We start from the raw sequence: 12,482 nt of genomic DNA, 5'->3' as shown, positions 1-12,482 counted from the left end.
GTCGCAGCGAATGTCGCTGCGACAGCATCATTCTGTTCTGATCGCTCTGTCATGAACAGAACACATCACCACACTATAAACTCAACAAGGCGTCTCACTCCGGAAGCTTACGCCCTTCAAGCGTAGCAACCGCCTCGTCTTCAGGGGTAAGTCGTGACCCTGCCCCGTGAAATGCCCTCGTTTTTGAGTAAGGTCTGTCCAACCGGAGACAGGCAATGAAGAGATCACGTATCACGCAGGACCAGATCATCGGAAGCCTGAAAGAGCATCAGGCGGGTGCGTCGGCGGCCGATCTGTGCCGCAAGCACGGGATCAGCGATGCGACGTTCTACACCTGGCGGTCGAAATACGGCGGCATGGAAGTATCGGAGGCGCGACGGCTCAAGGCTCTTGAAGAGGAGAACGCGAAGCTGAAGCGGCTCCTGGCCGAGAGCGTGATGGACGTCTCGACGCTGAAGGAACTGTTGGCAAAAAACTCGTGACGCCCGGCTTGCGGCGAAATGCTGCGACCTGGGCGATTACGGAGCAGGGTTACACGCAACGCCGTGCGTGCCGGTTGGTCGGTATCGATCCGAAGACGTGGCGCTATGCGTCGTGCCGCCCGGACGACACGGCAGCGCGTGCCCGTCTGCGGGAACTGGCGGGAGAGCGGCGCCGGTTCGGGTATCGGCGGCTGCACATCCTGCTCGACCGCGAAGGGATCGCCATGAACCACAAGAAGCTGTTTCGGCTGTATCGCGAGGAGGGTCTGTCGGTCCGCAAGCGGGGCGGTCGGAAACGGGCGCTGGGCACGCGCTCGCCAATGGTGCTGCCCGATGGGCCGAACCAACGCTGGAGCCTGGACTTCGTGTCGGACGCGTTGAACAGCGGACGGCGCTTCCGGGTGCTGACGGTGGTCGACGACTACACCCGGGAATGCCTTGGTCTGGTCGCCGACACATCGTTGTCGGGCGAACGGCTTGGCCGCGAACTGGACCGGATCGCAGAAAGCCGAGGCTTTCCCATGATGATCGTCAGCGACAACGGCACCGAGATGACCTCGAACGCGATCCTGGCCTGGCAGGAAAAGCGGTCGGTGCTGTGGCACTATATCGCACCGGGAAAACCGCAGCAGAACGGGTTCGTTGAGAGTTTCAACGGCCGGTTCCGTGACGAATGCCTCAACGAGCACCTGTTCCGAAACCTGGCCCACGCTCGGACGGTCATCGACGCCTGGCGGGCCGACTACAACGCTGTCAGGCCCCACACCAGCCTCAATGGCATGACGCCAAAGGCTTTCGCTCAACACGCCAAAACGGCATACAACAACTGACGTGCTCCCTTTTTTGTATCCACTCAAAAGGAGAGTTCCCGTTTTTTTATGGCTTGGGGTTGGTGGGATGACAAGTGTCTCGGGGGCATGCCCCCGAGACACTTGTCTGGCGACCTGATCCGGCGTCCTGCCATCCAGTTGGGAATGGGGGCGCACCGTATTGTAGTCTTCCCGCCAGTCAGCCAGAATCTGTCGGGCATGGCTGAGAGACGTGAACAGTGTCTCGTTGAGGCATTCATCCCTCAACCGGCCGTTGAAACTTTCGACAAACCCGTTCTGTTGCGGCTTCCCGGGGGCGATATAGTGCCATTCAACCTTCATCTCATCTGCCCATTTCAGGATGGCATGGGATGTGAACTCCGTACCGTTGTCGCTGACAATCATGAGAGGTTTGCCATAGCGTGCCACCAGAGCCGTCAGTTCCCGCGCCACACGTCCACCTGATAATGACGTGTCGGCAACCAATGCCAGGTTCTTGCGACTGAAATCGTCGATAACAGCCAGAATGCGGAACCGGCGGCCACAGATCAGGGCATCCGAGACAAAATCCAGGCTCCAGCGCTGCCCGGGTTCCTGAGGGATGGTCATGGGAGAACGCGTCCCCAGTGCCCGCTTGCGGCCACCCCGATGGCGGATTTTCAGCCCTTCCTCCTGGTAAAGGCGGAACAGCTTCTTGTGATTGGGGTTGAACCCTTCCCGCGCCAGAAGATAACCCAGGCGGCGATAGCCAAAGCGGCGTCTCTGGCTCGCCAGATCCCGCAGGCGCTGGCACAGGGCGGCATCATCTGCCCGGGTGGAAACATACCGCGCAACACGCCTGGCAACCCCAACAAGCGCACAGGCGCGACGCTCACTCACCTCCAGAGCCTTTTGAAGGTGTCGGACCGCCTGCCGTTTCGCGACAGGCGTCACCACTTTTTTCCAACAATTTCCTTCAACGCCGCATTATCCAGCATCGCATCCGCCAGGAGACGCTTCAGACGACTGTTTTCATCTTCCAAGGCCTTCAGCCGTTTGGCCTCAGATACCTCAAGGCCACCATAGCGGGTCTTCCATTTGTAAAACGTCGCATCACTGATCCCGTGTTTGCGGCAAAGATCAGAGACCTTCAGCCCAGCCTCCTGTTCCTTCAGGATCCCTATGATCTGCTCTTCCGTAAAACGACTGCGCTTCATCCGTCCGTATCCTTCTCGATCGGACTCTACTTTAAAATGGTTACATTTCCGGGGGGCACGTCAACTGTGGGAGCAAAGCCGTGGGGCAGTCAAGAGAGGGATTTGTCTGGCCTCTGGTGACGATATAATGTATATACGACGTATAAACACCAGACAAGGAAAATCATCATGCAGGGCGTTGTCAGGAAATGGGGGAACAGTGCAGCCATTCGTCTTCCTGCTGGTGTGCTTGAAGCCGTCAGTCTGAAGATCGATCAAGCCGTTGATGTGCGGGAAGAAGATGGGCGCATCATCATAGAACCAGTCAGAGCGTTACCTCTCAAACTGGAAGAGTTAGTGTCAGGCATTACGAACGAGAACCGCCATGATGAAATCGATTTCGGTTCGTCTGTTGGTGGTGAAAGCTGGTGAGTGCCAAAGCAAAGACTGTCTGGGTTCCTGATTGCGGGGAGATTGTCTGGCTGGAATTTGATCCGCAGGCGGGCAGGGAGCAGGCAGGACACCGGCCTGCTGTTGTGCTGAGTCCTGCAAGTTATAATGCCAAGGCTGGTATGATGCTGTGCTGTCCGACAACAACCAAGATCAAAGGCTATCCTTTTGAAGTGGCTCTGACTGGAAAAACTGCCAGTGTGGCCTTGTCAGATCAGGTCAGAAGTCTGGATTGGCGTGTGAGAAAGGCAAAGCTCAAAGGCAAAGTTTTACCCGAAGAGCTTGAGGCCATTCGACAGCGTATCCGGTTGCTAGTCGGGTGAAGAGATTAAGTCTCTTCTACAATTTCCATCATGGGACATCAATGCCGTATGGAGACCGTCTATTCCATCTGACAACTATGGCGACTTATGCGGAATAGATGTCTTCGAATCATCCAAGTTTTTATGAATAGAAGAAGATTTTATTTTTTTCCTGTCGTGTCTTGCAGCGCAGAAGAATGGAAGCGGCCTGTACAAAGTCCTGGACTTTTAGCAGGCTGAAGCTGCCTGAAAGGCGACGTTGTCCAAGGTTTGGGCTAACAATCAAACATTGAACATCAGAATATCGATTAAATTCATTTACTGCTTCAGTCAGAGTATAGTTGTTCATAATAATCTGGCCGTTACGCCATGCCTTGCGTGTAAAGGCATCATCGTCAGGCAGTATTTTTTTATTGACGAGAACAGGAGTGTTTTTACTACCCTGAGAAAAGAGAATAATATTGGGAGAAGTAAATTTTGATGATTTATCATGGCTTTTCCAGTTAAGGGTGCCAGAATAAAGTGAGACCATAACTTCGGATCCCTTCACGGAGATATCAAAATCTGCCTTTTTGCTTCCAAACCACATTGTTCCCACTGTTACATGCAAAAGACGGCGTTGAATTTGCAAGCCGATACGGCCATCTGCAATCAGGATCGCGTCGTGGTGTTGGGTTGAGGAAAAATAGGCCCCTGATCGCGCATCTACAATAATCTGGTTGCCATGCCATTGATAACGTTGTGGGGCTTGTCGACCTCGATGACGTAGAGAAAAGTATTCCGTTATGGCTTTGGGCGTGACAAGCGTCGCTACTCCGGCAGCGCAGGCTGCTGTCAGAAAATGCCGTCGGGAGAGTGGTTGGGAAGGTGTAGGTACAGGGGCGGCGGTCATGTGCTGGCTGGAACGATAGTCAAGTGCATGGTAAATGCTTTTGGCTCGAACAAAGGCACCCAGATTGCGCGTGTCAGCCTGAAGCCAGTTATCGAGTTGTTCTTGTTCATCAGGCAGCAGTGTGCGTTCATCTGTTAATGCTACCCAGCGGGCTGCATCTTCTTTCCGCTGTTGTCCATCTGTCTGAGAGGTGGTGGAAGACACAAACAAATCTCGTCTCGCTGCCAGGCATATTTTCCGTCAACGGGAATACGGATGTCTACCCCAGATCGAAAAGGGGGTGATGATATGTCTGTCTTGTTGTAAAGTGTAAACTTATAAATCTTATTTGGAACGCTTGCCAGCTTCTATTAGTTTCTGCAGTCCGCGCCCTATGTGTCGTTCAACAGCCCGACGAGAAATGCCTAATGATTGCGCAATATAATCATGGCTATGATTATAGATTTTCCTGAGAATGAAGACATCCCTGCACGGGCTCGGAAGTGCCATCATCTGTTCGCGTAGCCAATCCAGTTGCTGGCGGGCAGCAAGGTTCTGCTCCGGGTTGGGGCGCTCATCTGCAACATTGCAGTCGTCAAGGCCTAAATCTTCGTCCAGATAGCGTATTTTCGATTTTCTGGCATATTCTATTACTAGGTTTCTGGCGCAGGAGAAGAAAAAAGCACGGCCGTTTTGAATGTCCTGAAATGGTGCAGCGCAAAACCGTGCATAACATTCCTGAATAATATCATCTTCTGTAACACCGGGTAGTAGCGTGCGTGAAAGCCATCGTCGTACAGCGTTTTCATGCGGCATGACGTCTTGGGCAATCCACGTCAGATGATGAGTGTCTGGTAAACGACAAGAATTTGATGCTGGCTCCTCCGGTGAGGGCGCATGTCGTTTTATGGGAGGCTCAACGAGCATGAACGGATCTCGCAACAGGAGGCGAACAGGATGCGTTCATGTACACTGCGCCTCTGCTCCAAAGCAAGCTTATCGGAAATGGCAGGTTTGTTTCGTAACATATTGTTATAACTATCTTTATTTTGCTCCGGCACGACTGAAATAAAACCTTAACATAATTCTGAGGTGGTAAGGGGGGAGGAGGCAGTCTGGGGGTGCGTCTTATGGGGTGAGTTTCTTATTGTGTCCGAAGGTAACCTTTCCCCATGCGTTCAGTTAAAGCGATAGGTGCGCTGACTCTGCTTTCTTCCACCGTGTTATGGAATGCTGCGCAAGCAGCAACACATATGTTCAATATTCCGGCCAGCACAGTGCTGGAAGCATTGGCGGCGTTTCAGAAACAGTCTGGAGTTGGTGTAATAGCAAAAGGTGCGGATGTTCAGAAAATTCACGTCTCGCCTGTCCATGGTGTAATGGATGATCAGGCCGCTCTTCAAAAGCTGCTCGCTCAAACTCCCTTGCAGGTGAAGATGTTAGGGAAAGAGTCCACGCTCGTGGTTAGCAGAAAGCCTGCTCAGCATTCCAAGAAAGCAGGCGTCAATGATATAGAAGGATTGTTTGTCGTCGGACACAGAAAAAGTCAGGTTGAAAAACGCTTGTCTAATGTAGTGATGGATACGGTTGCATATGACCCGTTTGAAAACCTTGGTGGTGTTTCTTCCGTTGCGCAGTCTCTTATTCAGTTGCCGGGTGTAACAGGCATTACAGACGGTGATGAGCCGCGTTATGTAAGTATTCGGGGCATTAGTCCGGAGCTCAATCATACGACAATGGATGGTATCACCATGGCGACGGTTGGTGAAAATGGTGGTTCAGGTTCTCGAAAGGTCAATTTGCAGAACATTCCTTCTGAAATGACGTCACGTACGAATGTTTACAAAAGTTTTACTGCTGAGCAGGAAGGTGATGCTATTGGTGGCGATATTGACATGGTGCCAATAAGCGCCTTCGATCATAAGGGACTTTATAAATTTGTAGATGCATATGGTATTTGGTCAAGCAAACGTGGAGGTGTGGGTTCTAATGGCCTGAAAGGTTATGATCCACATATGGGGCAGGGTGCCAAGGGAACATTTTCCGATACATTCGGAAAAAACAAGGAATTCGGTCTTGTGCTATCCATGCGATACCAGCATCGTGTGCGTAACACTACTAAACAGTGGCAGAATTACACGTATGAGGGTGCCAATGGCAAATATGCCACCACACCTGATGATAGTTGGACCGGACGTATTAAGCCTAATCAGTTTTCTGCGGGTGAATACGCAAACGCTGTAACCAACCTTGGTGGGTCTGGCCGTTTTGAATGGAAGCCAAGCAAAAATCTGTATATGTCTCTCATGGGGTGGTCTTACGCTCGTTGGGAAAATTCTGTGATGGATAAACAGGATTACAATCTTAAAAATGCCACACCGCTTGTTGGAGATGGTGATAGTACTCTCCCTGTAAACAGTATTTATGTCAGACGCCGCCAAAACGAGTGGCATCGGCAAAATAGTGGCCTTATCGGCCACATTGACTGGCATAGTGGCAAGCATCATCTGCTGGCGCGTGCAGGCTATACAATGGAAAGCTACAACGACTATCAACCTTACATTGCCGCGCGAACTTACCCCAGCAAGCTTAGTCTAGGCTATACGGGTCTCCCTGATAATGAAAACATGTACAGCATGTCATCACTTTCTGATGCTAATGCAGCCCAGAACGCAAAATGGGATTTGTACAACCACGGTAATTACCAGATTTGGGATAAATCATGGCAGCATGTGCCAACAGCCCGTTTGGATTATGACTGGAATACAGGCCCGCGCGACCATGGCTTTGGTGTTGCTGCCGGTTTTGAATGGCGTGAAATGTCTATGTCCTACCAACGGGAACGGATGGATTATGGTGACCCAAATTCTAAAACAACGGGTGATTATTCAAGTAATATGCTTTTTTCCGGGCATGTTCCATGGTTGAGCACATATCCTGAAACGTTTATTGGGGAAAGTGGTTATAATTTTAACTGGTCTGGCTTGCCGCTTGATAAAGCGTTATCCGCGTACAACAGTCATGCATCGGATTATAAATATCGTGAAGATATTTACGATGGTTATCTTTCTTTACATTATGCTGTAAAAAATACAGTGTTTATTGCTGGCGTGCGCGCAGATGCAACAAGTTATATGGGCTGGATACCTGTTATCAATGGCGCCACGCAAACGGTGCAGCCCGGTTATTCCAAGAATCCGGGTGGGTATATCCGGCCTTTGCCCTCTTTTGACGTTGTGCATCGCTTTGGTAATGGACTAAACATGCACGGGGCTTTTAGCCAGACTATTGGCCGAGCAGCTCCGGGTCAGTTGGCCATGGCGCGGAGTGAAACCTGTGGTGATGATGACGGTGGTGGCACTGATTGTACAATCAGCATGGGTAATCCTAACCTTAAGCCCCGTAAGTCGAACAATTTTGATGTGTCGATTGATAAGTGGTTCAACCACGGAAATGGTTTGTTCAGCGTTGCTTTTTTCAGTAAGTGGATTCAGAACGATATTCTGACTAGCCGTTCAATTTATGTGCAGCATGGTGTGTCGTATCAGGTTACAAAGCCTATGAATTCTCAATCAGCCAGTGTCAAAGGCATTGAAGTTAATCTGCTTAACCGTGACATGAAGCTTTTTGGCCAAATTATCGATGCACAAGCGAACGTGACATGGATGAAAGGCAATGAAAGTTATTCCAGCGGAACGAGAACATATAAATATAGCCGAATGATTTATCAGCCCGATTTTATAGCGAATGGTATGCTGACTTGGCATATCCCTCAAATTAAAGGCGCTATGCGGGCAACAGTTAACTACTCAGGTAAATATTTCACGTCGTTTGGCGCAACCCCGGGTGCTTCAAGCGGCTTCGGTAAGTTGCTGACATTCAACCTTGGTTTCTGGCACGAGGTCTATCCGGGTATCACCTTTAAGTATGAGGTTATGAATCTGGCAAATTACCAGCCAACCTATTTAACAGGAGATCATCTGCAATTTGCGGATGAGCGCGATAACTATGGTCGCGCAGTCTATTTTCATGTTGTTTTTCACTAAGACATAACGGGGACATAGATTGAGGGGCAGCTTGACAATGCTCCTCTAATTTTTGAGGAATGATGTGATGGTTTTTTTTGGTCGCCGTGATCTTGTTGCCGGGTTAATGGCAGGCAGCGCGTTTAGTGGTTTTTTGCTTCGACGCGCCTTTGCCGCTCAGAACCAGCCAAGAAATCTTGAAAAAAATCCGAAATTTGTGTCTACGCCTTTTACTCTTGGCGTCGCGTCTGGTGACCCTGAGGAAGATGGGTTTGTGATTTGGACCCGCCTTGCCCCAATGCCGCTTGAAGAAGCTGGAGGCATGGATTTGAAACCCATTTTGGTGAATTGGGAAGTTTCTGAGGACGAACATATGTCTCGCGTGGTGGCGCGCGGGCAGGCGCTTGCGCACCCTGAACTGGCGCATTCCGTGCATGTTGAGGTGGCTGGATTGAAGGCAGCGCGCCCGTATTGGTATCGTTTCCGCGTTGCGGATTACCAAAGTGCAGTAGGACGGGGGCAAACGCTGCCCGCAGCAGGAGATTCTGTAGACAGAATACGTTTTGCTGTTGCCGGCTGCCAGCATTATGAAGAAGGATATTACACAGCCTGGCGCGCTATTGCTCAGGAATCCGTCGATTTTGTTTATCACTACGGCGATTATATCTATGAGGGAAAGGATAGCGGTCCGGGATACCGTAAGATGAATGGTCAGCCATTCAAGGTTCTGCGCAGGCATATCGGGCCGGAATGTTATTCGCTGGATGAATATCGTCGCCGTTACGCTCAATATAAAATGGATCCAGATCTTCAGGCTGCTCATGCTGCCGCACCATGGTTTGTGAGCTTCGACGATCATGAAGTGGATAATAACTGGGCAGGAGATACGGATCAGGATGGAACACCGGAAGAGGTGTTTCTGTTTCGGCGTGCTGTTGCCATGCAAGCCTACTATGAACATATGCCATTGCGACGGCGGTCGTTACCAGATGGTAGCCACATGCAGATTTACAGAACAGCACAGTATGGTGATCTGTTGAACATGTTCGTGCTGGATACACGTCAATATCGGAGCGATCAGGTTTATGGGGACAAGGACGGTCCGCAGCGCGAGGACGTATGGGCTAGTAATCGCAGTATAATGGGAGCAAAACAGGAACAATGGCTGTTCAACGGTCTTGCGCAGTCTGACACACGTTGGAATCTCTTGGCGCATCAGGTGATGATGCTGAATCTGGCACATCGTAAATCGGGCAGTGCTCAACTTGAATACAGCATGGATCAATGGTCAGGCTATCTTTATAGTCGCAAGCGTCTGCTGGAGTTCGTCCAGGCTCACTGTCCGGGCAATGTGGTGAACGTGACAGGAGATGCACATCGTCACTTTGCTGGGGATCTGCTGGTCAATCCTGACGACAAACAGCCTGCTTCTGTGGAATTTCTGGCAACGTCTATCACATCTGGGTCTGATGGCATGGGTGATGATGATGCTTTCAGCCAGTCTGTCCGGCACGAAAACCCATGGTTGAAGGCAACAACAGATAAGCGCGGTTACGTTTTGTGCGATGTTGGTCGTGACCAGTGGAGAGGGGATCTTAAAATAGTCGATCAGGTCATGCAGTCAGGTGGGGTGACGTCAACCTATGCCAGCTTTGTCACAGAAAGAGGACATCCTGGTCTGCAGAGAGTGTAGAGTTAAAAAGAGTTTTTATGTTTATTTTTTAAAACTCTGTTTTGTTTAAATTTTGTAAATGACACTTACGGCGTGTCGTCAGTTAAGGGTTATGATGAATGCCTCCCTCAGCCATGCCCGACAGGTTCTGGCTGACTGGCGGGAAGACTACAATACGGTGCGCCCTCATTCACAACTGGATGGCAGGACGCCGGATCAGGTCGCCAGACAAGTGTCTCGGGGGCATGCCCCCGAGACACTTGTCATCCCATCAACCCCAAACCATAAAAAACGGGAACTCTCCTTTTGAGTAGATACAAAAAGGGGGGGGGGGCACGTCACCGGGAAAGCCCAAAAACTTAAAAAGATAGCCGATACGCTATTGTATGAATTTCTAGAGGTGCTGCGTTTCGTAGTGGAGGCTTTACTTCACATCGTCGGCCTGCGTCCAGAACCACCCAATCCTATTCGTACATCCTGAATGAGAAGGACCAGATAGCCCTCGAACGGTTCAAGGAAACTCATGACGATGAGTTTTCAGCCATGGCAGACAGTAAGAAACTGGCACCATGGCTCGACCAGAGATTCGAAAACATGGCACAGGCTCGACAAAAGCGCTTTGAACAGCCGATTGAAAAACATGAAGCCAAAAAAGAGGCTGCTCGTCACAAGATTGAACAGCTTTCTGCTTTGCTCAACACGAAAAATCATAAATTGAAACATCAGGCGCCTATCAACTCGTCTCGTCCCCGCAATCTCACATCTTTTCCCGCACCGAACCCGCAGACCAAACACCCAACCTCTGACACACCCTCACCGCTTTAAAGAGTTTGGAAAGTCTCTTGACGAGAACTTACTTCTTCTCCAAAGCGTTTCTCGTAAATCGTTACCAAGAAGGACGTCTTTTAGCGTTTTCCTTGATGAAATCATGAAGGTTTCGAATGAAACTCACCCTAGTCTCAGGGTTCGAGTCCCGCAGTTCGCACCACAGACACCTGAAATAGCACGATTTTTCGGCTGAATGAGGAGCAAAGGCTGTCTTTGCTCCATCGTCCTTCCCCACTTGAGGGAAGATTTTATGCTCCGTGTACGAGGCACTACCTACCACTTCCGCCGTATCGTTCCCCCTACCCTGCGAGCAGCCTTAAACCGGCGGGAAATCTGGGTTTCCCTGAAAACCGGCCACCAGAATGAAGCCCGCAAACGCGCTTCTCTGCTTCATGCCAGAACCACAGAACTGTTCATGGAAGCCCATTCTGTGCTGGCTGAACCGGACGCTTTAAGCCGGCTTGAAGGACTGCGGGTTGCACTGCGGGATTTGCAGAGCGTGACTCTGCCTTCATCTGCTCAGGAAACGGGGTCCATGCCAGTTTCAGCATTGATGCCAAAACCCCGAACAGTAAAGAAAACGGTCCAAGCACCCAAAGCAGCCCCCTTGATGCTATCGGGTGCCCTGAAACGCTTTGTGCTGGATAATCCCCGTGCCAGCGCCGACGCGAAAAAGGCAACCCAGCGAGCAGTAGACCTTTTTCTGCAAGCGTTTGGCGATGCCCCTGTGTCCATTATTGGTGGCGAGAAGGCTGGAGCGTTCCGTGACCTCCTGTTTTCCCTTCCGGCCTCACTGGGCAAACGCAAAAGCAGTCTTACCATTGAGGAAGAGGCAGAACGGGCCAGAGAGGAAGGTCTGCCAACCCTGAGCGGGAAAAGCGTCAAGAACCACATGATGCGCCTCTCCGCCCTCTGGAACCAGTTACACCAGCGGGAACTGGTCACACGGAACCCATGGACGGGCTGGAGTTTTGAGAATGGGCAGAAGACCATACGCAGAAGCTGGGCGACAAAGGAACTGGCTTTGCTCGCCTCTGCCTCATGGCACAGCACCTCTGTGCCAGAACAGACCTTCCGGCTTGTGACCCTCATTGCTGCCTACTCAGGCATGAGACTTGGTGAAATCTGCACCCTGCGGAAAGAAGACCTCCAGACTGTCGACGGTATCCCCTGCTTCCTCATTCGCCCACACCCCGAAACCGGCTGGGCACCCAAGACTGACGCAGGCACTCGTGTGGTGCCTGTCCATTCAAAACTCATTGAAGCGGGAGTTCTGGCCCATAAGGATACCACTGACGGCTCTTACCTCATTCCCGGCTTGGAGACTTCAAAACAGGGTGTCAGGGGCGCTGCATTGGGACGGGCTTTCTCATTACTCAAGACCCGTATCGGCCTGCCCGCTGAAATCACGTTCCATTCCTTCCGGCACACCGTATCAACCCAACTCAGAAACGCGGATGCCAATATCCGGGAGGTATGGATTGACCGCCTCCTTGGTCATGAAGCAACCCACAAAAGTCAGGGCACCACAACCTATCTGACAGGCATTTCAATAGCCAATTTGCAACAAACCATAGAGGCAATCAGCTACCCGGAAACAGCCTTCAAAAAGGGAACGTTTTAAAAGGGAGCCAGCAGTGTTGAATGGCTACCCATTCAACATCTGGCAAGGGGGAGTAACCTCCCCCGTTGACCCCTTTTGTTTTTCTTCTAAGACGCGATTAAGGAGCAAAGATTTCATAAAATTAAGTCGCAAGCCTACAGCGTGTCGTCAGTTAAGCAGTATGATGATTGAGGCGAACTGCACCGCAGCGAGGAAGGTTGATTTAAGCTTGTCGTAGCGGGTTGCGATCGCGCGGAACTGTTTG

At 50.9% G+C, this 12,482-nt stretch carries 9 protein-coding genes and 3 pseudogenes; 8 read left to right on the top strand and 4 right to left on the bottom strand.

Going from position 1 to position 12,482, the window contains the following annotated elements; translation table 11 throughout:
• Positions 1–215 precede the first annotated feature (215 nt).
• A protein-coding gene (locus GOB82_RS12440) for an IS3 family transposase (RefSeq protein ID WP_166123555.1) occupies positions 216–1,312 on the top strand; the annotation gives its coding sequence in 2 pieces (ribosomal slippage) (positions 216–468 and positions 468–1,312; 1,098 coding nt in all).
• A 96-nt stretch (positions 1,313–1,408) separates the two neighbouring features.
• On the opposite strand, the pseudogene GOB82_RS12435 reads toward GOB82_RS12440, so the two are convergent.
• Positions 1,409–2,487: pseudogene (locus GOB82_RS12435) on the bottom strand (IS3 family transposase); the annotation flags it as partial.
• A 168-nt stretch (positions 2,488–2,655) separates the two neighbouring features.
• Between GOB82_RS12435 and GOB82_RS12430 the strand changes: the two are divergent.
• Together GOB82_RS12430 and mazF are read left to right on the top strand one after the other, a co-directional pair.
• A complete protein-coding gene (locus GOB82_RS12430; protein WP_128106459.1) occupies positions 2,656–2,898 on the top strand; it encodes an AbrB/MazE/SpoVT family DNA-binding domain-containing protein in 243 nt (80 codons plus the stop codon).
• On the top strand, positions 2,895–3,239 hold the full coding sequence (gene mazF, locus GOB82_RS12425; RefSeq protein ID WP_063907590.1) for an endoribonuclease MazF: 345 nt from the start codon (positions 2,895–2,897) through the stop codon (positions 3,237–3,239). The genes GOB82_RS12430 and mazF overlap by 4 nt, the downstream gene beginning before the upstream one ends.
• 121 nt (positions 3,240–3,360) lie before the next feature.
• Here the strand turns inward: mazF and GOB82_RS12420 are convergent, their stop codons facing one another.
• Positions 3,361–4,314: a twin-arginine translocation signal domain-containing protein gene (locus GOB82_RS12420; protein WP_166123553.1), complete on the bottom strand. Its 954-nt coding sequence runs from the start codon at positions 4,312–4,314 to the stop codon at positions 3,361–3,363.
• A gap of 120 nt (positions 4,315–4,434) precedes the next feature.
• Positions 4,435–4,905 (bottom strand): RNA polymerase sigma factor, encoded by a 471-nt coding sequence (locus tag GOB82_RS12415; protein ID WP_166123551.1) that lies wholly within the window; start codon positions 4,903–4,905, stop codon positions 4,435–4,437.
• 356 nt (positions 4,906–5,261) lie between these two features.
• Here GOB82_RS12415 and GOB82_RS12410 point away from each other — a divergent pair, with 356 nt between their 5' ends.
• From GOB82_RS12410 to GOB82_RS12390, 5 genes and pseudogenes are all read left to right on the top strand, one after another.
• Positions 5,262–8,135, top strand: coding sequence for a TonB-dependent receptor (locus GOB82_RS12410; protein ID WP_166123549.1), 2,874 nt, complete (start codon positions 5,262–5,264; stop codon positions 8,133–8,135).
• A gap of 67 nt (positions 8,136–8,202) precedes the next feature.
• On the top strand, positions 8,203–9,807 hold the full coding sequence (locus tag GOB82_RS12405) for an alkaline phosphatase D family protein (protein WP_166123547.1): 1,605 nt from the start codon (positions 8,203–8,205) through the stop codon (positions 9,805–9,807).
• A 103-nt stretch (positions 9,808–9,910) separates the two neighbouring features.
• A pseudogene (locus GOB82_RS12400) lies at positions 9,911–10,096 on the top strand (integrase core domain-containing protein); the annotation flags it as partial.
• 233 nt (positions 10,097–10,329) lie between these two features.
• Positions 10,330–10,611, top strand: coding sequence for a hypothetical protein (locus GOB82_RS12395; RefSeq protein ID WP_166123543.1), 282 nt, complete (start codon positions 10,330–10,332; stop codon positions 10,609–10,611).
• A 253-nt stretch (positions 10,612–10,864) separates the two neighbouring features.
• A complete protein-coding gene (locus GOB82_RS12390; RefSeq protein WP_166123541.1) occupies positions 10,865–12,238 on the top strand; it encodes a DUF6538 domain-containing protein in 1,374 nt (457 codons plus the stop codon).
• 147 nt (positions 12,239–12,385) lie between these two features.
• Here GOB82_RS12390 and GOB82_RS12385 read toward each other — a convergent pair.
• Positions 12,386–12,482 (bottom strand): annotated as a pseudogene (locus GOB82_RS12385) (IS5/IS1182 family transposase); the annotation flags it as partial.

The organism is Acetobacter farinalis (assembly GCF_011516935.1).
Taxonomy (GTDB): Bacteria; Pseudomonadota; Alphaproteobacteria; order Acetobacterales; family Acetobacteraceae; genus Acetobacter; species Acetobacter farinalis.
The sequence above is the reverse complement of the archived record's forward strand: the minus strand, read 5'-3'. Positions and strand labels throughout refer to the sequence as shown.

What these genes read in the sequence shown, in the direction of transcription:
- GOB82_RS12430 (WP_128106459.1), top strand. Translation starts at nt 2,656, where the DNA reads ATGCAGGGCGTTGTCAGGAAATGGGGGAACAGTGCAGCCATTCGTCTT.
- GOB82_RS12415 (WP_166123551.1), bottom strand. Translation starts at nt 4,905, where the DNA reads ATGCCGCATGAAAACGCTGTACGACGATGGCTTTCACGCACGCTACTA.
- GOB82_RS12410 (WP_166123549.1), top strand. Translation starts at nt 5,262, where the DNA reads ATGCGTTCAGTTAAAGCGATAGGTGCGCTGACTCTGCTTTCTTCCACC.
- GOB82_RS12405 (WP_166123547.1), top strand. Translation starts at nt 8,203, where the DNA reads ATGGTTTTTTTTGGTCGCCGTGATCTTGTTGCCGGGTTAATGGCAGGC.
- GOB82_RS12395 (WP_166123543.1), top strand. Translation starts at nt 10,330, where the DNA reads ATGGCAGACAGTAAGAAACTGGCACCATGGCTCGACCAGAGATTCGAA.
- GOB82_RS12390 (WP_166123541.1), top strand. Translation starts at nt 10,865, where the DNA reads ATGCTCCGTGTACGAGGCACTACCTACCACTTCCGCCGTATCGTTCCC.